This window comes from Halomonas sp. B23F22_3 (genome assembly GCF_043496965.1).
In the GTDB taxonomy this organism is placed as follows: Bacteria; Pseudomonadota; Gammaproteobacteria; order Pseudomonadales; family Halomonadaceae; genus Halomonas.
On sequence record NZ_JBIEKG010000005.1, the window covers coordinates 413,647 to 435,417 of the forward strand.

The window sequence follows — 21,771 nt, forward strand, 5'->3', positions numbered from 1 at the left end:
GCCTCAGCTGGTATACTGTGCTGTCATGCCGCTGACATGCCCAGCCGGAGGCCTTTCATGACCAGTGCCATCCGTCAGATCCCCCTCGACACCGCGATCCACCACCATGCCCACGACTTCCATCAGATCGTGATCGGCCTGCGTGGCGAGGCGGAATTCGAGATCGAGGGGCTGGGCGGTTCCATCTCGGCCTTTTCCGGCTGCATCGTGCCGGCCAACCACCTGCACTTCTACGCCGGCAACGGCGACAACCGCCAGCTGATTCTCGACCTGCCCCACGACGCCTTCGCCGTGACGGGCCACCAGCGCGACCTGATCCAGCTGTTCGACGCGCCGCGCTTCTTCTCCCTCGATGCCGCCCTGCGCCACTACCTGGATTTCCTGCTTCAGGAGTTGAACCTGCTGGCACCCGAGGGCCGCCTGGACCCCCTGCACGGCGAGCGACTGGCCGGCACCCTGCTGGGCTCCCTGCATGCACGGCTGGCCAACGAGCCGGCCACGCCCGCGCGCCGACTCGACCTGGTGGCCCTCGATCGCTTCATCGATCATCACCTGGGCGAGCGGCTGCGCGTAGCCGACCTGGCCGCCCAGGCCTGCCTCAGTGAGGCGCACTTCAGCGAGCGCTTCCGCCAGAGCACCGGGGTCTCGCCCTGGCAGTACGTGATGCGCCGTCGACTGGAAAGCGCCCGCCAGCTGGTGCAGCAAAGCCGGCTGCCGCTGTCGGAGATCGCCGCACGCACCGGCTTCACCAGCCAGAGCGCCCTGTCACGGGCCTGCCGGCAGGCCTTCGGACGGCCGCCCAGCCAGTTGCGTCGCGACCCTCGCGGCCAGCTGGGCTCCCCAGCCACCTCATCGGTGCGCGGCGCCGCGGCCAAGAGCCTTAGACGAAAGTAGAAATTTCAACCGTTTCACGGCGATAAACCGTGAAACCGTTAAATACTTCCGAGAATTCGCCAAGCAGGACGGCACGCGCGCTCCTACCCTCAACGCATCTCCCGCGCCGCCCGCGACAGCTCTGCGGCGGCCGGGCATCGCCCTCTGACGACGGCTTACACTCTGGGGAGTTAGATGCTAAACGCCAACAACATGCTGGCAGGTGAGACCTGGCAGCAGGACCTCGACACCCTCTTCGCGCGCATCAGTGATCACTATGCGATCGACGAGGAAGCGTTCGTTCGCGAGCTGGTCGACCTGCTGTCCGCCGACGAGGCCGATTTCAAGCGCACCGCCCACCAGGCGGCCGAGCTGGTGCGGGAAGTCCGCGAGATGGATACCGCCGTGGACTCCATCGACGAGCTGCTGCAGCAATACAGCCTGGACACCCACGAGGGCCTGATGCTGATGTGCCTGGCCGAGGCCATGCTGCGCATCCCCGACAAGGCCACCGCCGATGCCCTGATCGAGGACAAGCTGGGCCCGTCGGACTGGAAGTCCCACCTGGGCCAGAGCGAGTCATGGTTCGTCAACGCCTCGACCTGGGGCCTGCTGATGACCGGCCGCGTCATCAACCTGGACAAGCCCAAGGAAGGCAAGCCCGCCCACTTCATCAACAAGCTCGTTAACCGCATGGGAGAGCCGGTGATCCGTCGTGCCATGTACGAGGCGATGAAGATCATGGGCAAGCAGTTCGTGCTGGGTCGCGATATCGAGGAGGCCCTCAAGCGCTCCAAGCCGCTGTTCGACAAGGGCTACACCTACTCCTACGACATGCTCGGCGAAGCCGCCCGCACCCGCGCGGATGCCAAGCGCTATTTCGAGTCCTATGCCGCGGCCATCGAGAGCGTCGGCAAGACCAGCAAGGCCCTCTCGACCAACACGCCTTCGCCGTCGATCTCCATCAAGCTCTCGGCCCTGCATCCGCGCTACGAGTTCGGCCGCCGCGAGCAGGTCCTCGAGGAGCTGGTCGGCACCGTCCGCGAGCTGGCCGCCATGGCCCGCGAGCGCGACGTCGCCATGACCATCGATGCCGAGGAGGTCGATCGCCTGGAGCTGTCGCTGGAGGTCTTCCGCGCGGTCTACGAGAGCGATACCTGCCGCGGCTGGGGGCACTTCGGCCTGGTCGTGCAGGCCTACGCCAAGCGCGCCCTGCCGGTGCTGCACTACCTCAACCGCCTGGCCGATCGCCAGGGCGACGAGATCCCCATGCGCCTGGTCAAGGGCGCCTACTGGGACACCGAGATCAAGGAGTCCCAGCAGATCGGCGCCGACGGCTACCCGGTCTTCACCCGCAAGGCCAATACCGACGTCGCCTACCTGGCGTGCGTGACCTTCCTGCTCTCGGACAACACCCGCGGGCGCATCTTCCCGCAGTTCGCGACGCATAACGCGCACACCATCAGCACCATCCTCGAGCTCGCCAACGCAGCCAGGCGTCCCTTCGAGTTCCAGCGCCTGCACGGCATGGGCGAGGCCCTCTATGACGCCGCCCTCAAGCGCGCGCCGAAGGGCACCTACTGCCGCATCTATGCGCCGGTGGGTGCCCACAAGGACCTGCTGCCCTACCTGGTGCGCCGCCTGCTCGAGAACGGCGCCAACTCCTCCTTCGTGCACCAGCTGGTCGACCCGCGCGTGCCGGTCGAGTCACTGTGCGTGCATCCGGTCGAGACGCTCAAGCAGTACCCGACCTATGCCAATAACCGGATCCCGCTGCCCAAGGACATCTATGGCCCGGCGCGGCGAAACTCCCGGGGCGTCAACCTGAACATCAACAGCCAGTACCGGCCGCTGATGGACGAGATGGCCACCTTCATGGAGCGGGAATATCACGCCCGGCCGCTGCTGGCCTTCGAGGTCGCCGAGGACGAAGGCGCTCGCCACGACGTGCTCTGCCCCTTCGACCGTCGAGTCCGGGTCGGCACCGTGCAGTGGACCTCCAGGGATCAGGCCGCCAAGGCCGTCGACGCCGCCTGGGCGGCCTTCCCGCGCTGGGATGCCACGCCGGTGGCCGAACGCGCCGCCATCATCAGCCGCCTGGGCGACCTGATGGAGGAGAACCTCGCCGAGCTGATGACGCTCTGCTCCCGCGAGGGCGGCAAGCTGCTGACCGACGGGGTCGACGAGATCCGCGAGGCGGTGGACTTCTGCCGCTACTATGCGGTGCGCGCCGAGGAGCTCTTCGGCAGCGTGACCCGCCTGCCGGGGCCCACCGGTGAGTCCAACGAGCTGATGATGGGCGGCAAGGGCGTATTCGCGGCGATCAGCCCCTGGAACTTCCCGATCGCGATCTTCTGCGGACAGGTGGTGGCTGCTGCCGTCGCCGGCAACCCGGTGCTGGCCAAGCCCGCCGAGCAGACCTCGCTGGCCGCCAACCGCATCATCGAACTGCTCTACGAAGCCGGCATGCCCCGCGACGTCGTGCAGCTGCTGCCCGGCGACGGCCCCACCGTGGGCAGCGTGCTGAGCGGCGATTCGCGCATCACCGGCGTGGTCTTCACCGGCGGCACCGATACCGCCCAGATCATCAACCGCGCCCTGGCGGCCCGCGAAGGCGCCCCCCTGCCGACGCTGATCGCCGAGACCGGCGGCATGAACGCCATGATCGTCGACTCCACCGCCCTGCCCGAGCAGGTCGTGGCCGACGTCATCCAGTCGGCCTTCCAGAGCGCCGGCCAGCGCTGCTCCGCCCTGCGCGTGCTCTACGTCCAGGACGACGTGGCCGACCGCGTCATCGAGATCCTCAAGGGCGCCATGGACGAGCTGCACGTGGGCGACCCGCGCCACCTGGGCACCGATGTGGGCCCGGTGATCGACGAGGACGCGCGTCGGGGCCTGATGAAGCACATCGAGACGCTCAAGGGCGAGGGCCGCCTGGTCGCCGAAACCCGACTCGACCCGACCCATACTGCCAACGGCACCTTCGTCGCGCCGGTGGCGTTCGAGATCGATGGCATCGAGGCCCTGGAGCGCGAGCAGTTCGGGCCCATCCTGCACATCGTGCGCTACCGTGCCAGCGAGATCGATCGGGTGATCGACTCCATCAATGGCCGGGGGTATGGTCTGACCTTCGGCGTGCACAGCCGCAACCAGACCTTCGCCGACGAGATCGCGCAGAAGATCCGTGCCGGCAACGTCTACATCAACCGTAATATCATCGGTGCGGTCGTGGGCGTTCAGCCCTTCGGCGGACAAGGGCTCTCGGGTACCGGTCCCAAGGCCGGCGGGCCGCACTACCTGCTGCGTTTCGCCACCGAGAAGACCGTGACGGAAAACACGGCCGCCCTGGGTGGCAACGCGTCACTGCTGGCGCTAGGCGACGAGTGATCCCCGCTCGTCATCACAACAAGACGGAAGGAACCCCTGATGATCGAAAGCAATGCCGCTACTGGCTTCATCTCCGCGCCCTGTCCGATCGCGATGCTCGCTATCGACGCGACGGCCTGAAGGCGCACTAACAACTTGTCGGCGCTACATCCGACCCAATAATTTGGAGAAGTTCTTATGGCTATTGGCGTGTGGATCAGTCTATTTGCCTACTTTGCGCTCATGATCGCCATCGGCTTTTATGCCATGCGCAAGTCCACGTCCACGTCCGAGGATTACATGCTGGGCGGCCGAGCCCTCAGTCCCCAGGTCGCCGCCCTGTCGGCCGGCGCCTCGGACATGAGCGGCTGGTTGCTGCTGGGCCTGCCCGGCGCCATGTTCGTATCCGGCTTGGGATCGGCCTGGATCGGCATCGGCCTGCTGGTGGGGGCGTTCTTCAACTGGACGCTCGTGGCACCTCGTCTTCGCGAGCAGACGCTTCACTATAACGATGCGATCACCATCCCGGAATTCCTGGGGAATCGCTTCCCGACTCAGGCCATTCCGCTGAGAACGGTGTCCGCCATCGTGATCGTGGTCTTCTTCGCGGTGTATACCGCCTCGGGCCTGGTGGCAGGCGGCAAGCTGTTCGAAAGCGCGTTTGCCGGCGTCATCAACATCGGCGGCATGAGCGACTACGCCGCCGGCGTGGCCATCACCCTGGTCGTGGTGCTGGCCTATACGGTGGTCGGTGGTTTCCTGGCCGTGAGCATGACGGACTTCGTGCAGGGCTGCATCATGATGCTGGCGCTGGTGATCATGCCGGCGGTGGTGCTCTTCGGTGAGGGCGGAGGCGGCTTCGGCCAGGCGTCCCAGACCCTGAACGAGGTCGATCCCACGCTGCTCTCCTGGACGGAAGGGCTGACCATCATCGGCTGGCTGTCGGCGGTGACCTGGGGGCTTGGCTACTTCGGCCAACCGCACATCATCGTGCGCTTCATGGCCATCCGCTCCCAGAAGGACGTCCCCATTGCCCGCAACATCGGCATGAGCTGGATGCTCATCTCCCTGATCGGCGCGGTCTCGCTGGGCATCTTCGGCCGGGCCTATGCCGTGCGCAATGGCATGAACGTGGAAGATCCGGAAACGATCTTCATCATCCTCGCGGACCTGCTGTTCCACCCGCTGGTCACCGGCTTCCTCTATGCGGCGCTGCTGGCCGCGATCATGAGCACCATCTCCAGCCAGCTGCTGGTGTCGTCCTCCTCCCTGACCGAGGACTTCTACCGCCTCTTCCTGCGCAAGGAAGCGAAAGAGAAGGAGGTCGTCGCCATCGGCCGGCTGTGTGTCGTGCTGGTCGGCCTGGTGGCCGCCGTCATCGCCTCGGATCCCAACTCCAAGGTGCTGGGGCTGGTCAGTAACGCCTGGGCAGGGTTCGGCTCGGCGTTCGGCCCGCTGATCATCCTCTCGCTGATGTGGCCGCGCACCAACGGTGCCGGCGCCCTGGCCGGCATGATCGTCGGGGCCCTCACCGTGATGCTCTGGATCAACCTGGGCTGGAATGCCTCGTTCATGGGCGGTCCCGGCGTGTACGAGATCATTCCCGGCTTCATCGCGGCCTTCATCGCCATCATGGTGGTGAGCAGTGTGACCGCCGACGCCGGTGAATATCGGGAAATCACGCGTTAACCAGCAAGGCCTGTCGCTTGAGACAGTGAAAGGGCTCCTGTGGGAGCCCTTTTCGTTGGTAAGACAGGCCAAGGGACAAAAAGCCGCCTTCGGGCGGCTTTTTTGCGTCTCGGGATCAGCCTCCCACCTCGAGCCACACGACCACGCCCGCGAACCCCCACAGGGCCCAGCGACTGAACGCCATCCCCGACAGGCGCCAGAGCAGGCCCTCCCCCATCTCGAGGGCCAGCGGCCGCACGAAGGCCGTCCCCAGCCCCCAGGCGCCAAGCAGGAGCAGCGGCAGGCGCCACGCCATCGGTACCGCAAGGAAGAGTTCGGGGCGCAGCAACAGCCAGACCGCCACGCCCGCCGCCAGCAGGAGCGCCAGCAGCGGACGGTCGAGGCGACCGAAGTGGCGCCCGGTAACATCGGTGGTAAAGCGAATTCGGCCAGCCATGAGCGGCTCCGGTGGCAACGTCCACCTTGAGTGAAGCCGAATTTCGGCATGCTTTCGAGGCGCCGTGAAGGGAAAAGTCAAAAAGTTGTACAAGAAATATAGCCAGGCACTATAACGGGCACACCATGTCGCCAAGAAATCGCCAGCCTGGCTATCTACACCATAGAAAAATGCTACAAGCCTTGAACAACATGCTTTCGCTACGCTCATGAATCACACCTATCGCTCTCCGATCGATTGATGACACGAGGGACCCCTTCCATGAAACCCAAGCATCTGATCGTCATGGCCGCCCTCGCCACGGCCGGCCTGACCACCGCTCAGGGGGCCATGGCCTACCAGTCCGTCGACCTCTTCGTGCGTGGCGGGATCGCCAAGGCCGAGGTCAGGGGCGATAACGGCTCGCTCGACGTGGTCGGGGAACTGGAGGTCGCCGATGAACGCGGCATGGCCTACGGCGAAGGGTACCTGTTCAGCGACAGGCTGGGCGTCGAACTCAACGGCACCGAGCCCATCGAGCATCGGCTCAGCACCGCGATCCTCGGTAGCGCCACCGGCGGCGTGGAGCGCCTGCCCGTCAACCTGATGGTCAACTACTATCCGATGGGCGGCAGGGGTTCACGGCTGCAGCCCTTCATGGGCGCCGGCCTCAACTACACCCACATCTCCGAGGAAGAGCTCGAAGGGCTGGACGTCGACGCCTCCTATGGACTGGCCGGCCAGGACGGTATCGACATGACGATCACGCGCTACCTGCTGATCGGCGCCTTCGCTCGGTTCGCTAAGGTCGATGCCGACGTCAGCGTCGGGGGCACGGCGATCGGAGAGGCCGATATCGACCCGATGACCCTCGGCGGTGGCGCCACCTTCCGCTTCTGACCCACACCAGGCGCGACATATCGCACCTTATCAGGCAGCGTTGGGCCCAGGCACGATATCGCCACGTCTTTACCTTCAGCGCCGTGACGCCCTACCCTTGCGCTGGATCAATATTCTTGGGAAACGACGCCGATAAACTGTTGTCAGGATCCGACGCGGCAAGGCCGCCGCCCTCTCGTCCATCAGGAGATGACCCATGCGCAAGAACGCCCTTCCCTCCCTGCTCGTGGCCGGCATTGCCGCCGCCGCCTTCACCACCAGCACCCAGGCCTTCGCCTATGGCGCCGGGGACTTCTTCACCCGCGTGGGCGTCGCCAAGGTCGAGCCCAAGAGCGATAATGGTGAGCTCACCGACGCCGACCTGAAAATCGACGTCGAAGACGACAGCGCCTTCGCCTTTACCCTGGGCTACCGTTTCACCGACAAGCTGGGCGTCGAGCTGCTGGCCGCCGAGCCCTTCGACCATGACTTCAGCATCGCCGACGGGGCTCTTACCGGCTCCACCGATCACCTGCCGCCGACCCTGACCGTGCAGTACTACCCGCTGGGTGGCACCGACGCCCGCGTACAGCCCTACGCCGGCATCGGCATCAACTACACCATGTTCTCCGATGAAGAGATTGATGGCGGCGCCGACCTGGAGCTGGATGACTCCTGGGGCGCGGCCGGCCAGGTGGGCGTCGACCTGCTGATCGACGACAACTGGGCCCTCAACGCCGCCGCCTGGTACCTGGACATCGACACCGACGCCAGCCTCGATGGCAACGACATCGGCGAAGTCGAGATCGACCCGGTCGTGGTGATGGCCGGCGTCAGCTACCGCTTCTGATCGCCCCGCTTGACACGACAAGGCCCGCCAACTGGCGGGCCTTGTTGCGTCTGGGCTCGGTGCGCCTGGCCGTGGCAAGGCGCTAGCGCGGGGTGTCGCGCGAGAGCCCGAGGGCGGCCAGGGTCGACGCATCAAGGCCGGCCACCGCCTCCACCGCGGCGAGGCGGGCATGGTAGTCGGGCGTCAGGAAGGGCTCGCCGGCCAGCAGATGCTCGAGGTACTCCCAGGCGGGGCGCAGGGCCGCGGCGGTGGTGCCCGGCGCGGCGATGTAGACCCAGGCCTCGATCGTGCCTTCGTGGGTCGCGATCGGCAGGCGCTGACGGCCATACTCGTGGGGGTAGCCCTCGAAGGGGTCCATGTCGCGGATCTGCTCGGGGTGCGCGAGTTCGAACAGCGCGCCCTCCACCCGCTCGCCGGCCGACGCCGCCACGTTGGCATGGGCGATGCCCGCCACCCTCGAGGCCTTGTCGAAACGCAGGGCATGATCATGCAGCACCCCGGCCAGGGCCCGGCGGGTACGCCCGATCCGGGCGGCGACCCGGGCGGCATTCATGTTGCTGCCATAGGCGAAATAGAACGGCATCGAGCGGCCTCAGTTCTCGGTGACCAGGCGATCGATCTCCTCGACCACGCGGCACATCAGCAGCCGATCGCTCGGGCGCGCGCCCTCCTGTTTCAGCCAGGCCTCCACCGCCGGGGCCACGTCGCACTGCGCCGGCATCGGCGAGCGCGTCTCGACCAGCACCTCCAGGCGCACGATGAAGACGAAGCGCAGCCACTGGGGTAGCGTCATGGTATCGATGCAGAACGGCTGCACGCTGTCGAAGGCGTGCGTGTCGGGACGCTCCATGCGCCACAGGCTGGCGGCCTTCATGGTGGCCTCGAGCTCGCGCAGGGCGGCAGCGAGTTCGTCGTGAACGGTCATGGTCACTCCCTCCGGTACGTTTGCCGCCATTATCCCCGTTCGCCCCCGTCGCTGGCCACCCCGGCGGGTTGTCCACCGTGCACGAGGCGACCCACGAGAGTCTTGTGCACAATGCACAGATATCCTGAACGGCCCTGTGGATAAACACTGGAAAGGTGTCCCCTGGCCAGGCCTCATGCGCCTTGGCGTCGACTGATCAGTAAATGACCAGCGCGACGCAGGCGATGCAACGCCCCGGATGGCTGACAGCACCACGGCGCCGCGGTAGAGTGCACGGTTCGTGACCCGGAGACAGCATGCAAGCGATCAACAGCCTTCACGACTTCTTCCAGCGCAGCGGTGCCGAGGTGCGGCTCTATCACCTGGGGCGGCGTATCGAGCCCTGCCCGCTCGACACCCTGGCTGCCTTCGAGGCCGGCGAGCTGGCCTGGCCGGCGCCATGGCAGGGCGCCGCGCGCCTGGCCATGGTCTTCCGCCTGGGCGAGATGGACGACCCGCTGATCTGGTTCCTGGCCCTGCCGCTGGACGAGCAGGGGCACCTGAATCCGGCCCCGCGCGACGCCTTCGTGCAGCGCCTGCTGGAGACCCTGGGCCGCAGCGTGCAGGGCCTGGGCCGCGAGGAAGGCGAGCGGATCGACAACCTGATGAAGGACAATCCCCTGGCCTTCACGCCCTCGCTGCCCTTCCGGGCCGTGCTGCACGCGCGGGCCAGCCTCGATGCCGGACGGCCGGCCAGCGAGCATCTGGAGCCCGCCGAGGCCTACCTGACCGGGCAGCAGGCGATCGACTGGCGCGGCCTGGGGCTGCAGGGCCTGGCCGATGTCGCGGTGCGCCTGGACGCCACCACGAGCCAGGCCGTCGCCGACCACCTCGATGCCCTGCCCGGCGAGGTGCTGACCTCGCTCTGCTACTGCCTGGAACACGTGGCCATCGACGAGGCTCTCGCCCGGGCGCTGCGTCGGCGAGGCGAGGTCGCCGGCGCCAGCGGCGACATCGAGACCTTCTGCGCCTGCGTACGCGCCATGGGCGGCGCCTCGACGGAACAGGCCGGCGCCTGGTTCGATGCCCTGCTCGACGATCCGGATGCCTGCGGCCCCGACCTGCTGGCCGCCATGGCCGGACGCGGCTGGCACCACCTGGAGGACGCCGAGCGTCTGCCGCGCTTTCTCACCCGCCTGGCCGAGGCCCCCGGCACCGACTTCATGGCCGTGGCCCGCGACCTGGCCCTGATCCCGCGGCTGCGCCTGCCACTGCTGATGACGCTGCGCGAGGCCGAGGCGGAATCCGCCATTGGCCGACGCCTGGCAGACCTGTCACGCTGAGCGTAGAGACTTGGGAGCGAGACGATGAAAGAACTGCCCTATACGCCCAAGGCGGTGATCGGTCGCCGCGAGATGGTGATGCTGCCGGAGCTGCACCTGACGCTGTGCGCCAAGGCCGACACCGGCGCCCGGACGTCGGCGCTGCACGCCGAGGATATCGAGTCCTACGAAGAGGATGGTCATCTTTGGGTCGGCTTCACCACGCGTAGCGGCGGTCCCGGCACGCCAGCCCACGTGCATCGCATGCACCTGCACGATCGTCGCCGGGTGACCAGCTCCAACGGCCAGGCCGAATGGCGCTACGTGATCCGGACCACCATGCAGCTGGGCACCCTCTCCTTTCCGGTGGAGCTCAGCCTGACCGACCGCCGCGACATGCGCCACCCCATGCTGCTGGGCCGACGCGCGCTGCGTCGCCTGCTGGTGGCACCCGGCGTCGCCTTCCTTCACGGCGAGCCCTGAGCCCCCGTCCTACACCGCCCCGTCCCGACCCGGAGTCCCGCTGAATGCATATCGCGCTGCTGTCCCGCAATCGTAACCTCTACTCCACGCGGCGCCTGATCGAGGCCGCCGAGCAGCGCGGCCACAGCGCGCGCGTGGTCGACACCCTGCGCTGCTACATGAGCATCGCCTCGCACCATCCCTCGATCCACTACAAGGGCGAGGAGCTCGAGCCGTTCGACGCGGTGATCCCGCGCATCGGCTCCTCGATCACCTTCTATGGCTGCGCGGTGCTGCGACAGTTCGAGATGATGGGCACCTACGTGCTCAACGACAACGTCTCGATCACGCGCTCCCGGGACAAGCTGCGTTCGCTCCAGCTGCTCTCGCGCAAGGGGCTGGGGCTGCCGATCACCGGCTTCGCCCACTCCCCGGACGACATCCCCGACCTGATCACCATGGTCAGGGGCGCACCGCTGGTCATCAAGCTGCTGGAGGGCACCCAGGGCATCGGCGTGGTGCTGGCCGAGACCAACCAGGCCGCCGAGAGCGTGATCCAGGCCTTCATGGGCATGAAGGCCAACATCATGGTGCAGGAGTACATCAAGGAGGCGAAGGGCGCCGACATTCGCTGCTTCGTGATCGGCGACAAGGTGGTGGCCTCGATGAAGCGCCAGGCCGCTGAGGGCGAGTTCCGCTCCAACCTGCACCGCGGCGGCAGCGCCAGCACCATCCGTATCACGCCCGAGGAGCGCTCCACGGCCATCCGCGCGGCCAAGGCGATGGGGCTCAGGGTGGCCGGCGTCGATCTGCTGCGCTCCAACCATGGCCCGGTGATCATGGAGGTCAACTCCTCGCCGGGCCTGCAGGGCATCGAGACGGCCACCGGCAAGGACATCGCCTCGCTGGTCATCGAGCACCTGGAGCGCAACGCGGCCCCGCGCCGCAAGGTGCCGCCGCGCCCCAAGGGCTGAGGACTCGGGGATGACGGGCGTGGGAGATGGCCTGCGCCCAAAGGCTAAGGGCGAACCCGCGATTTATTGATCCGCGGGGGTGGCAAATACAAGGCGACAGCCCCACAATCTGCGTCACCGGAGGAGGTGACCGCTCATGTTTCTCGACAATCGCCAGGTGGCGATGGACAGTGCCCTCGAGGCGATGGCCGACAGCATCGATTATTTCCAGGACAATCTCGAGCGCCTGCATCCGGCGCTGCGCGATAGCCTGAAGCCCCACTACGAGGCGCGCAGCCGATCGATGCAGAAGCTGCAGGAGCTGTCGCGCAAGCACCTCAACCTGCTGCCCCGCGACGCCGATGTCGAGCGCGACGACTACATGTGGCTGTGGAGCCGCCTGAAGAGCTTCGTCGGCAACGAGAGTCTGGTGGTGATCGGTGAACTGCTCGAACAGGAGCGGGTGCTGATGCAGGCCCTCTCCACGCTCTTCACCCACCCCCTGCCCGAGCCGCTCGAGCCGGTCATCGAGGAGTGCTGGAAGGGCTGCCGGGCGCTGATTCGGGAACTGTATCGCCTGCAGAAGCAGCGCCAGAAACGCTGAACATCCCCGGCGGCAGCAGCAGGCGCTCGCGCTCGTCCGGCATGATGTCCAACGGCTCGAGCGGCCCCAGGAAGTGCGGCTCGCGCCCCCACACGTAGAGATCCCCCAGGGTGGCCACTCGCGCCACCCACTCGCGCAGCTTGAGCCGCCAGAGGCCGGATACCGCGCGCTCCGGCGCCGCACAGCCGCGCACCTCCAGGCCCAGCGCCTCACCGATGAACAGTGCCCGCGGCAGATGCCAGTCCTGGGTGATCAGCAGCGCGCGCTTCACCCCGAACACGTCCCGCGCCCGCGCCAGGGTGTCGAAAGTGCTGAAGCCGGCATAGTCCAGGGTCATGTCCACGTCGCGCACGTCACGACCGCGCAGGTCGCGCCACATGGTGACGGGCTCGTTGTAGTAGCGGGTGCTGTTGTCGCCCGAGATCAGCAGGTGATCGACCCGCCCCTGGTGGATCAACCGGGCGGCGGCCTCCATGCGCCCCTCGAAGTGCGGGTTACGGCTGCCGCTGCGCGTCCAGTGGGAGGTACCGAAGACGATCCCGACCGGCTCGCTGGCGCACTGGGCGGAGACCGGCTCGATGCGCCCCACGGTGCGGCCCAGCACATAGACGTTGGCCAGCACGAAGAGGAGTACCGCCAGGAGCGCGAGCGCGCCCAGCGTCATCAGTACTCCCTTGCAGACCGTCCAGAATGGCAGGCGCATGGATCTCCCCGGCGCAACCGCTAGAACATGCCCAGTTCCAGCTTCGCTTCGTCGCTCATCATCTCACGACTCCAGGGGGGATCGAACACGATCTCGGTGTGCACCTTGCTGATCTGCGGGGCGCCGAGGATCTTGTTGCGCGCATCGGCGGCGATCACGTCGCCCATGCCGCAGCCCGGAGCGGTCAGGGTCATGCGGATGGTGACGATACGCTCGCCGGTGATCAGCCGCTCGATGCGACAGCCGTAGACCAGGCCCAGGTCGACGATGTTGACCGGGATCTCGGGGTCGAAGCAGGTGCGCAGCTGGTCCCACACGAACTGCTCGATCTCCTCCTCGCTGGCCGCCTCGGACAGCGTCGGGCGCGGCAGCGCCGGGAGGCCCAGGGCGTCCAGGTTGGCGCCCTCGATCAGGTAGAGGCGCCCCTCATGGCCCACGCTGACCGTGCTGCCCTTGGCCTGCATCACGCTGACGATGCTGTCCTCGGGCAGGGTCACGGTCTTGCCGAAGGGAATGGAGATCGCCGCCACGTCACGCTGCAGGGGCAACTCCTGCCCCTTGTGCAGGGTGGCTATCTGCTCGATATCGCTCATGTCGCTCCTTGATAGGCCTCAGCGCAGCATGCCGACGACGCGGTCGAGCCCCTCGACGAAGACGTCGATCTCCTCGGGCGTGTTGTAGGCGGCGAAGGAGGCACGGCAGGTCGCGTCCACGCCGAACCACGACAGCAGCGGCTGGGCGCAATGATGGCCAGTGCGGATCGCCACGCCGAGCTGATCGATCAACAGTCCGATGTCCTGGGAGTGGGCCCCGTCGACCACGAAGGAGAGCACGCCGGCCTTGTCGGGCGCGGTGCCCAGGATACGCAGGCCCTCGATGCCGGCCACGCCCTCGGTGGCGTGCTCGAGCAGCCGCGCCTCCCAGGCGCCGATCAGATCGAGGCCGATGTCACCGACCCACTTGAGGGCCCGCCCCAGGGCGATCACCTCGGCGATGGCCGGCGTGCCGGCCTCGAACTTGTGCGGAATGTCGGCGAAGGTGGTCGGCGCCTCGAAGGAGACCGTCTTGATCATCTCGCCGCCGCCCTGCCAGGGCGGCATCGCCTCGAGCAGCTCGGCCTTGCCATAGAGCACGCCGACGCCGGTCGGCCCATAGACCTTGTGGCCGGAGAAGGCGTAGAAGTCGGCGTCGATGGCCTGGACGTCGATGGCCTGATGGGGGGCAGCCTGGGCGCCGTCGATCAGGATGCGGGCGCCGTGCTCATGGGCCACGCGAGCCATCTCGGCCACCGGGTTGACGGTGCCGAAGGCGTTGGAAATATGGTTCACCGCGACCAGGCGGGTGCGCTCGGTGAAGAGATCGCGATAGGCCACGAGGTCCAGCGCGCCGCGCTCGTCGACCGGAATCACCTTGATCGTGATGCCGAGCTCGCCAGCCAGCAGCTGCCAGGGCACGATGTTGGAGTGGTGCTCCAGGCGCGAGATCAGCACCTCGTCGCCGGCCTTCAGGTTGGCCCGCCCCCAGCTGTTCACCACCAGGTTGATCGCCTCGGTGGTGCCGCGGGTGAAGACGATCTCGCGGCGGTCCGCGGCGTTCAGGAAGGCGCGTACCGTCTCTCGCGTGCCCTCGAAGGCCGCGGTGGCCTCGTCGGCCAGGGTATGCAGGCCACGATGGATGTTGGCGTTGTAACGACCGTAGTAGTCGTCGAACACCTCGATCACCTGGCGCGGCGTCTGGCTGGTGGCGGCGTTGTCCAGATAGACGAGCGGCTTGCCGTGGACCTCCCGATCGAGGATCGGGAAGTCGCGTCGCAGCTTCGCCACGTCCAGCGTCAGGTCGCTGAAATCGGCCATCGCTTATTCCTCGTTCAGGGCCACGGCGGCTTCCACCAGGCCGGCCAGGTGGAAACGCTCGGGCAGCTTGCCGGCGACGGCCAGCTCGACCCGCTCGGCCACGGCGTCGAGATCCACCTGCTCCATCACCTCGCCGGCGAAGGCCAGGGTCAGCAGGCCACGGGCGGTCTGCTCGTCGATGCCGCGGGTACGCAGGGCGAACACCGCCTCCTCGTCGAGCTGGCCGGTGGTGCTGCCATGGGAGCACTTGACGTCGTCGGCGTAGATCTCGAGCTCGGGCTTGGTGTCGATCTCGGCGCGGTCGGAGAGCAGCAGGTTGGCGTTGCTCTGGTAGCCCTCGATCTGCTGGCTGTCGCGCTTGACCATCACCTTGCCGTTGAACACGCCATGGGCGCGGTCGTCGAGGATGCCCTTGTAGTTCTCGTTGGAGAAGGTGCGCGGCGCGTTGTGATTGACCAGGGTGTGGTTGTCGACGTGCTGGCGTCCCTGGCCGTAGAAGAGGCCGTAGAGGTTGGCCTCGGCCCCCTGGCCGTTGAGCTCGGCCACCAGGTCGTTGCGCACCAGTCCACCCCCCAGGTTCAGGTTGAAAGAGGTGTAGCGGCTGTCGCGGGCCTGCTCGACGTGGAGGCTGGCCACGTGCAGGTCCTTGAGCGAGGCCTCCTGCAGCTTGTAGTGGGTGAGGATCGCGCCGCGCTCGAGGATGATCTCCTCGACCAGGTTGGTGAAGTTGGCGGCACCCTCCTCACCCACGTGGTGCTCGATCACCGTGGCCTCGCTGCGCCCGGCCATCTGGATCAGGATGCGCGGATGGCTCATCACCGCCTGCTCGCCGGAGCGGGAGAGGAACTGCAGCACGATGGGCTTATCGACCACGGTACCCGGCGCGAGCCGCAGCACCGCACCCTCCTCCATGAAGGCGGTATTGAGGGCGGCGAAGGCAGAGAACTCGACGCCGGTCAGCCGGCCCAGCGGCCCGCCCACGGCCTCGTGGTTCTCCTCGAGGGCCGCCGACAGCGGCAGCAGCTGCACGCCGCCGGGCAGCTCGTCGAGCCGCGACAGGGCCGGGGCGAAGACGCCGTCGACGAAGGTCAGGCGGTGCGCCTCGATCGGCAGCGTCAGCGCCGCCGCGCTGGCGGGCGAGAATTCGGCATCGGCGGCCAGGGCGAAGTCGCCCCGGGCGATGGCGCGCACGTCGGTGTACTTCCACGCCTCGACCCGGCGATGGGGAAAGCCCATGGCCTCGAAGCGCGCGGCGCCCGCCTGGCGCCGCGCGGCGATCCAGGTGGGTTCCGACCCGCGCTCGGCATTGCGCTCGGCCAGGCGGTCGAGGAAGGTCTTCACGTCTTCACTCATGCGGCGGACTCCTCCTGCACCCAGTCATAGCCACGGCTCTCGAGCTCGAGGGCGAGCGCGGCATCGCCGCTCTTGACGATGCGGCCGTCGACCAGCACGTGGACCCGATCCGGCACGATGTAGTCGAGCAGGCGCTGGTAGTGGGTCACCAGCAGGATGGCCCGGTCCTCGGCGCGCAGGGAGTTGACGCCCTCGGCCACCACCTTCATGGCATCGATGTCGAGGCCGGAGTCGATCTCGTCGAGCATGGCAAGGCGCGGCTCGAGGACCAGCATCTGCAGGATCTCGTTACGCTTCTTCTCGCCGCCGGAGAAGCCCTCGTTGACGGCCCGCTGCAGGAAGCTGGTGTCCATCTTCATGGAGGCCACCTTCTCCTTGATCAGCTTCATGAACTCCGGCGCCGGGATCTCGCCCAGCCCCTCGGCCTCGCGCTTGGCGTTGAGCGCCGCCTTGAGCAGGTAGATGTTCTTCACCCCCGGGATCTCGACCGGGTATTGGAAGCCCAGCAGCAGGCCGGCACGGGCGCGCTCCTCGATCTCCATCTCCAGCACGTCCTGGCCCTCGAAGGTGATCGAGCCTTTCGTCACCTCGTAGCCGTCCTTGCCGGCGATCACCGCCGAGAGGGTCGACTTGCCGGCCCCGTTGGGGCCCATGATGGCGTGGACTTCACCGGCGTTGATGGTCAGGCTGAGGCCCTTGAGGATCTCGGAACCCTCGACCGTGACGTGCAGATCCTTGACTTCGAGCATGTTGACTACCTTTGATTCGTGGTGAGCCGCCGGCGCGACTCCTTGAATGTATTGACCTTTTCGCGAATCCGGAGAAACGTGCAGGCGATGTGCCGCCGCTTCCTCAGCCGACGGCGCCTTCCAGGGTAACGTTCAGCAGCGCCTCGGCCTCCACGGCGAACTCCATCGGCAGCTCCTGGAAGACGTCCTTGCAGAAGCCGTTGACGATCATGCTGACCGCGTCCTCCTCGGAGATGCCGCGGCTCTGGCAGTAGAAGAGCTGGTCCTCGCCGATCTTGGAGGTGGTGGCCTCGTGCTCCACCGTGGCGGTGCTGTTGCCGATCTCCTGGTAGGGGAACGTGTGGGCGCCGCACTGATCGCCGATCAGCAGCGAGTCACACTGGGTGAAGTTGCGCGCGCCCTTGGCCCGCGGGCCCACCTTCACCAGGCCGCGATAGGACTGGTTGCTGCGCCCGGCCGAGATGCCCTTGGAGATGATGCTCGAGCGGGTGCCCTCGCCGATGTGGATCATCTTGGTGCCGGTGTCGGCCTGCTGGCGGCCGTTGGTCACCGCCACGGAGTAGAACTCGCCGATGCTGTCCTTACCGCGCAGCACGCAGGAGGGGTACTTCCAGGTGATGGCCGAGCCGGTCTCGACCTGGGTCCAGCTGATCCTCGAACGGTCGCCGCGGCAGTCGCCGCGCTTGGTGACGAAGTTGTAGATGCCGCCCTTGCCATCCTCGTCGCCCGGGTACCAGTTCTGCACCGTGGAGTACTTGATGTAGGCGTCTTCCAGGGCCACCAGCTCGACCACCGCAGCGTGCAGCTGGTTCTCGTCGCGCTGGGGCGCGGTACAGCCCTCCAGGTAGGAGACCTGGGCGCGGCTCTCGCAGACGATCAGGGTGCGCTCGAACTGGCCGGTGTTGGCGGCGTTGATGCGGAAGTAGGTGGAGAGCTCCATCGGGCAGGTCACGCCTTCCGGCACGAAGACGAAGGAGCCGTCGGTGAAGACCGCCGAGTTGAGCGCCGCGAAGTAGTTGTCGCCCTGGGGCACCACGCTGCCGAGGTACTGACGAATCAGCTCCGGGTAGTCGCGGATCGCCTCGGAGATGGAGCAGAAGATGACGCCCGCCTCGTGGAGCTTCTCCTTGAAGGTGGTGGTCACCGACACGGAGTCGAAGACCGCGTCCACCGCGACGCCTGCCAGGGCCGCCCGCTCGTGCAGCGGGATGCCGAGCTTCTCGTAGGTCTCGAGCAGCTTGGGGTCGACCTCGTCGAGGCTCTGGGGCTTGTCCTCCTCGCGCTTGGGCGCGCTGTAGTAGGAGATCGCCTGGTAGTCGATGGGCGGGTAGTCGAGGTGGGCCCAGGAGGGCGGCGTCATCTTGAGCCACTGGTGGTAGGCCTTGAGCCGCCACTCCAGCATCCACTCCGGCTCGCCCTTCTTGTTCGAGATGAAGGCGATGGTGCTCTCATCCAGGCCGGGCGGTACCGTGTCGCTCTCGATGTCGGTCACGAAACCTTCCTTGTATTCGCGACGGACAAGCTGTTCCATTTCCTGACTTGCCATGATGTCTCCCCTCCCGGGCGGTTGGGTCGGCGAGCGCTGGCTCGCCTCGGGTAGTGAAATACTCGAGTGCGTCAGGCCTCGGCGGCCAGACTCACGCTCTGAATGGGCAGCTGCACCGGCAGCTTGATCGGATTGGTGTCGGCCAGGTGGGCCAGGGTGACGCTGTCGAGCAGGGTGCGAATGGCCAGCGAGACGCGCTGCCAGTTGTCGGCGACCCCGCAGGTGGCGGCCAGGTCACAGTCGCCGCCGGCCTGGCTGCACTCGGTCATGGCCACGGGCCCCTCGATGGCCGAGATGATGTCGCTGGCGGTGATCCGGGAGGCCGGACGCGCCAGCGAGTAGCCGCCCTGGGCGCCGCGTCGCGACTCCAGCAGCCCGGCGCGCACCAGCATCTTCAGCGTCTTGCTGACCGTGGGATGCGGCAGCTGGACCGCCTCGGCGAGCTCTGCCGCGGCATGGGGCTGCTCGGGGTGCCGGGCGATCTGCGCCATCACCACCGCCGCGTAGTCGGTCAGTCTGGAAAGCTTCAGCAAGGCCTGACTCCCCGGGGTTCGACCCCCTCATGTTCGATTGGGGACCAGTTTAGTCCTGTATGAATTTGATGTGAAGCCCCGCCGCCAGGGATGCGCCAGAACCGACAGGATCGCGGCACGTTCGCCGCCATTCGCACAATAATGCCAATCATTCTCATTTGATCCATGACCGATCTTTCCAGCGACGCCCCGCCTCGGTAGCATGTCGTTGATCCCCCTCGAGGCCGACACGATGACGACGTCCTTCATGCTGCTGATCGGCGCGGCGCTGGCGGTACTGGCCGCCCTGCACTGGCTGGTGTTTCACTTGGTAAAGCGCGCGATCGGCCGCTCGTCGGCGGATAATCCGCCCGACGATGACTCACCCCGCTACTGAGCATCCCCGCCACCTTTACGGGACCCGACCGGCGGGCGCCATTCTGCCTCCCGGCCAGGCCCAACAGGCGTAAATTTTTCCAAACAACCTCTTTCCCTCGGCAAGAAAATGCTAGAATCATGTCCATCCAATGGACGTTAAAATAAAGAAGATCCTCTCATGAACATTTCCACGAAAAGCATCCTCGTCATGGGGGTCTCCGGCTCGGGAAAGTCTCACATAGGACGCCAAGTTGCCGCGGCCATCGACGCCACCTTCATCGATGCCGACGATCATCATAGCGCCGACAATATCGCCAAGATGGCCCGCGGCGAGCCGCTCAATGATGACGACCGTGCCGCCTGGCTGCAAACCCTCAGCCACCTCTATCGTCGCTATCGGAGCGAGGGTCGATCGCTGGTCATCGGCTGCTCGGCCCTCAAGCGGCATTACCGAGACCTCCTCCGCCAGGGGGCGCCCGACCTGGACATCCTCTATCTCCATGGCAGCCGCAGACTCTTGCTCGAGCGACTCGATGCGCGGGATGATCACTTCTTCGCCGGTGCGCACATGCTCGACAATCAGCTGGCGACCCTCGAGGTCCCCGACGAGACGGAGGCCTTTCACTGCAACATCCGTTCGACACCGAGGGAAATCGTCGAGACTTTCGCGACTAACCTACGATCGTCATGACCGGAACATCCGACCATGAGCATGAAGAAAGCGGCGCCTTAGCGCCGCTTTCTTCATACTCGCAAGGCTCGTCACTTATCGTGAAAAAGGCACCTAAATTCTAGGCGGGATTCATCGCCTCATGCCGATCGGCAAGCGCCTTGATTCCCGACAAGGTCGCTGCATCACTTTTCACCTCGACGACCGTGACACCCTGCTCTTCGAGAGCGATCCGATACCAGGCATTCATGGTCGCCGAACCGACCAGTGTCACCTCCTGGCGGCGCCACAGGGAGGCCTGGGCGAGGATCTCGCTGCCGATCAGTACCCCGGAGATGAAACCGGCGACCGACGCACCCTCGAGTCCGCCATATAGATGGCGACTGCGGGCCTCGAAAAGGGCATGCAGCACACCGGCAGGATGGCGGGCAGCCTCCAGCCCCTGGCGAAAGCCAGCCTCGTCGATTTCCCCGCTGTCACGCGCGGGCTCGCCGACGAGCGTGTGGAAACGCACCGCATGATAGAGCTCGCCGGTCATGGCGGTAGTGAAGTCGACCAGGCGACCGGCCGAGAGGCGCGCCCACTTGCTGTGAGTGCCCGGCAGGCAGCAGATGCCATCAGCGAGGCCCTGGTGCGCCATGGCACCGAGGGCCTGGATCTCCTCGCCGCGCATCACGTCGACATGGGCCTCGCTCACCGTCTTGAGCCCCGGCACGATCCACGCCGAAGCCAGCCCCGGCGCCGGCATCAGCCGGGTCACGAGGTCATCGAGCCCGGCTGGTACCTGAAGCTGGGGCGCCTCACACCACCCGCGGCCCGAGCCGACCATCCCCGAGAGGTAGACCGGCACCCGGCCACCATCCCGCCAGTCCTTCACCTGGGAGGCGCAGTAGTGGGGAAATTCCCCCGCACTCAGGGCTCGCAGGCCGACCTCCGAACGGCGGCTGTCCAGACACTCGCCGCTGACGCGGTCCACCAAGAAGGCGCGGAAGTTGCTGGTCCCCCAGTCCACGGCAATCAGGGGGTGGGCACTCATGATATGTCTCCTTCCTGCAGGCACTGCCACTCGGCCACGAGATCCCGAGCGATGCGTCCTACCTCGTCCGCTGAACGCCCCGGCTTGTAGAGGTTGCCGCCGAAGCCGAAACCGCCGATGCCTGCGGCATGCCACTCGGCCATGTTGGCACGTTCGATGCCGCCCACGGCGAGCACCGGCAGCCCTGGCGGCAGGATGGTGCGAATGTCCTGCCAGTAGCCGGTGCCTAGCCGAGCCGCCGGGAACAGCTTGAGGGCACGCGCCCCGGCACGGGCCGCGCTCAGTGCCTCGCTGGGCGTCATGCAGCCGATCAGCGGGGCGAGGTCCTGCGCCACCCCGGCGGCGACCACCTCCGGGTCGCTGTTGGGAGTGACCATCAGCGGCGCGCCCAAGGCGGCCAGGCGACCGGCATCCGTAGACTCGAGCACCGTGCCGGCTCCCACCAGAACATCCGCCGGGCAGCGCGCCACCGACCGTGCGATGCTCGTCCAGGGATCGGGGGAGTTGAGTGGAATCTCGATCAGCCTGAAGCCCGCCGCCACCAGGGCGTCGACCACGGACTCCACCTCACCGGGGGTGATACCGCGCAGGATGGCCACCAGCGGCCGGGTGGCCAGGGCCTCGTCGAGGACCTCGCGTTGATGTTCGTTCATG

At 66.6% G+C, this 21,771-nt stretch carries 23 protein-coding genes; 11 read left to right on the forward strand and 12 right to left on the reverse strand.

Annotation, left to right across the window (positions count from 1 at the left end; all coding sequences use genetic code 11):
- Nucleotides 1–57 precede the first annotated feature (57 nt).
- From ACGTNG_RS13985 to putP, 3 genes are all read left to right on the forward strand, one after another.
- Nucleotides 58–894, forward strand: coding sequence for an AraC family transcriptional regulator (locus ACGTNG_RS13985; protein ID WP_394797129.1), 837 nt, complete (start codon nucleotides 58–60; stop codon nucleotides 892–894).
- 174 nt (nucleotides 895–1,068) lie between these two features.
- Nucleotides 1,069–4,260: a bifunctional proline dehydrogenase/L-glutamate gamma-semialdehyde dehydrogenase PutA gene (putA, locus tag ACGTNG_RS13990; protein ID WP_394797130.1), complete on the forward strand. Its 3,192-nt coding sequence runs from the start codon at nucleotides 1,069–1,071 to the stop codon at nucleotides 4,258–4,260.
- A gap of 177 nt (nucleotides 4,261–4,437) precedes the next feature.
- The gene (gene putP, locus ACGTNG_RS13995; RefSeq protein ID WP_394797131.1) at nucleotides 4,438–5,928 is read left to right on the forward strand and encodes a sodium/proline symporter PutP; all 1,491 of its coding nucleotides are present in this window, start codon (nucleotides 4,438–4,440) and stop codon (nucleotides 5,926–5,928) included.
- 115 nt (nucleotides 5,929–6,043) lie between these two features.
- Here putP and ACGTNG_RS14000 read toward each other — a convergent pair whose 3' ends face one another.
- Nucleotides 6,044–6,364, reverse strand: a complete 321-nt coding sequence (locus ACGTNG_RS14000; RefSeq protein WP_394797132.1) for a hypothetical protein — start codon at nucleotides 6,362–6,364, stop codon at nucleotides 6,044–6,046.
- A 261-nt stretch (nucleotides 6,365–6,625) separates the two neighbouring features.
- Here ACGTNG_RS14000 and ACGTNG_RS14005 point away from each other — a divergent pair, with 261 nt between their 5' ends.
- Both ACGTNG_RS14005 and ACGTNG_RS14010 read left to right on the forward strand, forming a co-directional pair.
- On the forward strand, nucleotides 6,626–7,243 hold the full coding sequence (locus ACGTNG_RS14005) for an OmpW/AlkL family protein (protein ID WP_394797133.1): 618 nt from the start codon (nucleotides 6,626–6,628) through the stop codon (nucleotides 7,241–7,243).
- Nucleotides 7,244–7,439: 196 nt separating this feature from the next.
- Complete coding sequence (locus ACGTNG_RS14010) at nucleotides 7,440–8,072, forward strand: OmpW/AlkL family protein (protein ID WP_394797134.1); 633 nt, start codon at nucleotides 7,440–7,442, stop codon at nucleotides 8,070–8,072.
- Between the two features lie 82 nt (nucleotides 8,073–8,154).
- Here the strand turns inward: ACGTNG_RS14010 and ACGTNG_RS14015 are convergent, their stop codons facing one another.
- The gene (locus tag ACGTNG_RS14015; RefSeq protein WP_394797135.1) at nucleotides 8,155–8,655 is read right to left on the reverse strand and encodes a gamma-glutamylcyclotransferase family protein; all 501 of its coding nucleotides are present in this window, start codon (nucleotides 8,653–8,655) and stop codon (nucleotides 8,155–8,157) included.
- Nucleotides 8,656–8,664: 9 nt separating this feature from the next.
- Complete coding sequence (locus ACGTNG_RS14020; protein ID WP_394797136.1) at nucleotides 8,665–8,997, reverse strand: YqcC family protein; 333 nt, start codon at nucleotides 8,995–8,997, stop codon at nucleotides 8,665–8,667.
- Nucleotides 8,998–9,293: 296 nt separating this feature from the next.
- Between ACGTNG_RS14020 and ACGTNG_RS14025 the strand changes: the two genes are divergently transcribed.
- From ACGTNG_RS14025 to ACGTNG_RS14040, 4 genes are all read left to right on the forward strand, one after another.
- Nucleotides 9,294–10,319, forward strand: a complete 1,026-nt coding sequence (locus ACGTNG_RS14025) for a DUF3549 family protein (RefSeq protein ID WP_394797137.1) — start codon at nucleotides 9,294–9,296, stop codon at nucleotides 10,317–10,319.
- Between the two features lie 24 nt (nucleotides 10,320–10,343).
- Entirely contained in the window at nucleotides 10,344–10,781 is a 438-nt protein-coding gene (locus tag ACGTNG_RS14030) for an ATP-dependent zinc protease family protein (RefSeq protein WP_394797138.1), read from the forward strand.
- Between the two features lie 44 nt (nucleotides 10,782–10,825).
- Nucleotides 10,826–11,734 (forward strand): 30S ribosomal protein S6--L-glutamate ligase, encoded by a 909-nt coding sequence (gene rimK, locus ACGTNG_RS14035; RefSeq protein WP_394797139.1) that lies wholly within the window; start codon nucleotides 10,826–10,828, stop codon nucleotides 11,732–11,734.
- A 136-nt stretch (nucleotides 11,735–11,870) separates the two neighbouring features.
- The gene (locus ACGTNG_RS14040) at nucleotides 11,871–12,317 is read left to right on the forward strand and encodes a hypothetical protein (RefSeq protein ID WP_315587164.1); all 447 of its coding nucleotides are present in this window, start codon (nucleotides 11,871–11,873) and stop codon (nucleotides 12,315–12,317) included.
- Here the strand turns inward: ACGTNG_RS14040 and ACGTNG_RS14045 are convergent.
- From ACGTNG_RS14045 to ACGTNG_RS14075, 7 genes are all read right to left on the reverse strand, one after another.
- Complete coding sequence (locus ACGTNG_RS14045) at nucleotides 12,238–13,020, reverse strand: SanA/YdcF family protein (RefSeq protein ID WP_394797140.1); 783 nt, start codon at nucleotides 13,018–13,020, stop codon at nucleotides 12,238–12,240. The two genes, ACGTNG_RS14040 and ACGTNG_RS14045, sit on opposite strands and share 80 nt — an antisense overlap.
- A 20-nt stretch (nucleotides 13,021–13,040) precedes the next feature.
- Nucleotides 13,041–13,613 (reverse strand): putative Fe-S cluster assembly protein SufT, encoded by a 573-nt coding sequence (gene sufT / locus ACGTNG_RS14050; RefSeq protein WP_394797141.1) that lies wholly within the window; start codon nucleotides 13,611–13,613, stop codon nucleotides 13,041–13,043.
- Nucleotides 13,614–13,631: 18 nt separating this feature from the next.
- A complete protein-coding gene (locus ACGTNG_RS14055; RefSeq protein ID WP_394797142.1) occupies nucleotides 13,632–14,873 on the reverse strand; it encodes an aminotransferase class V-fold PLP-dependent enzyme in 1,242 nt (413 codons plus the stop codon).
- Between the two features lie 3 nt (nucleotides 14,874–14,876).
- Entirely contained in the window at nucleotides 14,877–16,226 is a 1,350-nt protein-coding gene (sufD, locus tag ACGTNG_RS14060; protein ID WP_394797143.1) for a Fe-S cluster assembly protein SufD, read from the reverse strand.
- Entirely contained in the window at nucleotides 16,223–16,975 is a 753-nt protein-coding gene (sufC, locus tag ACGTNG_RS14065) for a Fe-S cluster assembly ATPase SufC (RefSeq protein ID WP_394797144.1), read from the reverse strand. The genes sufD and sufC overlap by 4 nt, the downstream gene beginning before the upstream one ends.
- 103 nt (nucleotides 16,976–17,078) lie before the next feature.
- Entirely contained in the window at nucleotides 17,079–18,521 is a 1,443-nt protein-coding gene (gene sufB / locus ACGTNG_RS14070) for a Fe-S cluster assembly protein SufB (protein WP_394797145.1), read from the reverse strand.
- A 71-nt stretch (nucleotides 18,522–18,592) separates the two neighbouring features.
- Nucleotides 18,593–19,054 (reverse strand): SUF system Fe-S cluster assembly regulator, encoded by a 462-nt coding sequence (locus ACGTNG_RS14075; RefSeq protein WP_394797146.1) that lies wholly within the window; start codon nucleotides 19,052–19,054, stop codon nucleotides 18,593–18,595.
- Between the two features lie 232 nt (nucleotides 19,055–19,286).
- Between ACGTNG_RS14075 and ACGTNG_RS14080 the strand changes: the two genes are divergently transcribed.
- Nucleotides 19,287–19,430 carry a hypothetical protein gene (locus tag ACGTNG_RS14080; protein ID WP_394797147.1) on the forward strand — a complete coding sequence of 48 codons (144 nt, stop codon included), beginning with the start codon at nucleotides 19,287–19,289 and terminating at the stop codon, nucleotides 19,428–19,430.
- A 189-nt stretch (nucleotides 19,431–19,619) separates the two neighbouring features.
- A complete protein-coding gene (locus tag ACGTNG_RS14085; protein ID WP_394797148.1) occupies nucleotides 19,620–20,102 on the forward strand; it encodes a gluconokinase in 483 nt (160 codons plus the stop codon).
- 100 nt (nucleotides 20,103–20,202) lie between these two features.
- On the opposite strand, the gene ACGTNG_RS14090 is transcribed toward ACGTNG_RS14085, so the two are convergent.
- Nucleotides 20,203–21,117 carry a 2-dehydro-3-deoxygalactonokinase gene (locus ACGTNG_RS14090; protein ID WP_394797149.1) on the reverse strand — a complete coding sequence of 305 codons (915 nt, stop codon included), beginning with the start codon at nucleotides 21,115–21,117 and terminating at the stop codon, nucleotides 20,203–20,205.
- On the reverse strand, nucleotides 21,114–21,770 hold the full coding sequence (locus ACGTNG_RS14095; protein WP_394797150.1) for a 2-dehydro-3-deoxy-6-phosphogalactonate aldolase: 657 nt from the start codon (nucleotides 21,768–21,770) through the stop codon (nucleotides 21,114–21,116). The genes ACGTNG_RS14090 and ACGTNG_RS14095 overlap by 4 nt, the downstream gene beginning before the upstream one ends.
- Nucleotide 21,771: the final 1 nt, after the last annotated feature.

Coding starts and splice junctions, on each gene's coding strand:
- sufB (WP_394797145.1), bottom strand. CDS start 18,521: ATGGCAAGTCAGGAAATGGAACAGCTTGTCCGTCGCGAATACAAGGAA.
- putA (WP_394797130.1), top strand. CDS start 1,069: ATGCTAAACGCCAACAACATGCTGGCAGGTGAGACCTGGCAGCAGGAC.
- ACGTNG_RS14085 (WP_394797148.1), top strand. CDS start 19,620: ATGGGGGTCTCCGGCTCGGGAAAGTCTCACATAGGACGCCAAGTTGCC.
- sufT (WP_394797141.1), bottom strand. CDS start 13,613: ATGAGCGATATCGAGCAGATAGCCACCCTGCACAAGGGGCAGGAGTTG.
- ACGTNG_RS13985 (WP_394797129.1), top strand. CDS start 58: ATGACCAGTGCCATCCGTCAGATCCCCCTCGACACCGCGATCCACCAC.
- ACGTNG_RS14055 (WP_394797142.1), bottom strand. CDS start 14,873: ATGGCCGATTTCAGCGACCTGACGCTGGACGTGGCGAAGCTGCGACGC.
- ACGTNG_RS14005 (WP_394797133.1), top strand. CDS start 6,626: ATGAAACCCAAGCATCTGATCGTCATGGCCGCCCTCGCCACGGCCGGC.
- ACGTNG_RS14000 (WP_394797132.1), bottom strand. CDS start 6,364: ATGGCTGGCCGAATTCGCTTTACCACCGATGTTACCGGGCGCCACTTC.
- rimK (WP_394797139.1), top strand. CDS start 10,826: ATGCATATCGCGCTGCTGTCCCGCAATCGTAACCTCTACTCCACGCGG.
- ACGTNG_RS14010 (WP_394797134.1), top strand. CDS start 7,440: ATGCGCAAGAACGCCCTTCCCTCCCTGCTCGTGGCCGGCATTGCCGCC.
- ACGTNG_RS14090 (WP_394797149.1), bottom strand. CDS start 21,117: ATGAGTGCCCACCCCCTGATTGCCGTGGACTGGGGGACCAGCAACTTC.
- sufD (WP_394797143.1), bottom strand. CDS start 16,226: ATGAGTGAAGACGTGAAGACCTTCCTCGACCGCCTGGCCGAGCGCAAT.
- ACGTNG_RS14025 (WP_394797137.1), top strand. CDS start 9,294: ATGCAAGCGATCAACAGCCTTCACGACTTCTTCCAGCGCAGCGGTGCC.
- ACGTNG_RS14045 (WP_394797140.1), bottom strand. CDS start 13,020: ATGCGCCTGCCATTCTGGACGGTCTGCAAGGGAGTACTGATGACGCTG.
- putP (WP_394797131.1), top strand. CDS start 4,438: ATGGCTATTGGCGTGTGGATCAGTCTATTTGCCTACTTTGCGCTCATG.
- ACGTNG_RS14095 (WP_394797150.1), bottom strand. CDS start 21,770: ATGAACGAACATCAACGCGAGGTCCTCGACGAGGCCCTGGCCACCCGG.
- ACGTNG_RS14015 (WP_394797135.1), bottom strand. CDS start 8,655: ATGCCGTTCTATTTCGCCTATGGCAGCAACATGAATGCCGCCCGGGTC.
- ACGTNG_RS14080 (WP_394797147.1), top strand. CDS start 19,287: ATGACGACGTCCTTCATGCTGCTGATCGGCGCGGCGCTGGCGGTACTG.
- ACGTNG_RS14020 (WP_394797136.1), bottom strand. CDS start 8,997: ATGACCGTTCACGACGAACTCGCTGCCGCCCTGCGCGAGCTCGAGGCC.
- sufC (WP_394797144.1), bottom strand. CDS start 16,975: ATGCTCGAAGTCAAGGATCTGCACGTCACGGTCGAGGGTTCCGAGATC.
- ACGTNG_RS14030 (WP_394797138.1), top strand. CDS start 10,344: ATGAAAGAACTGCCCTATACGCCCAAGGCGGTGATCGGTCGCCGCGAG.
- ACGTNG_RS14040 (WP_315587164.1), top strand. CDS start 11,871: ATGTTTCTCGACAATCGCCAGGTGGCGATGGACAGTGCCCTCGAGGCG.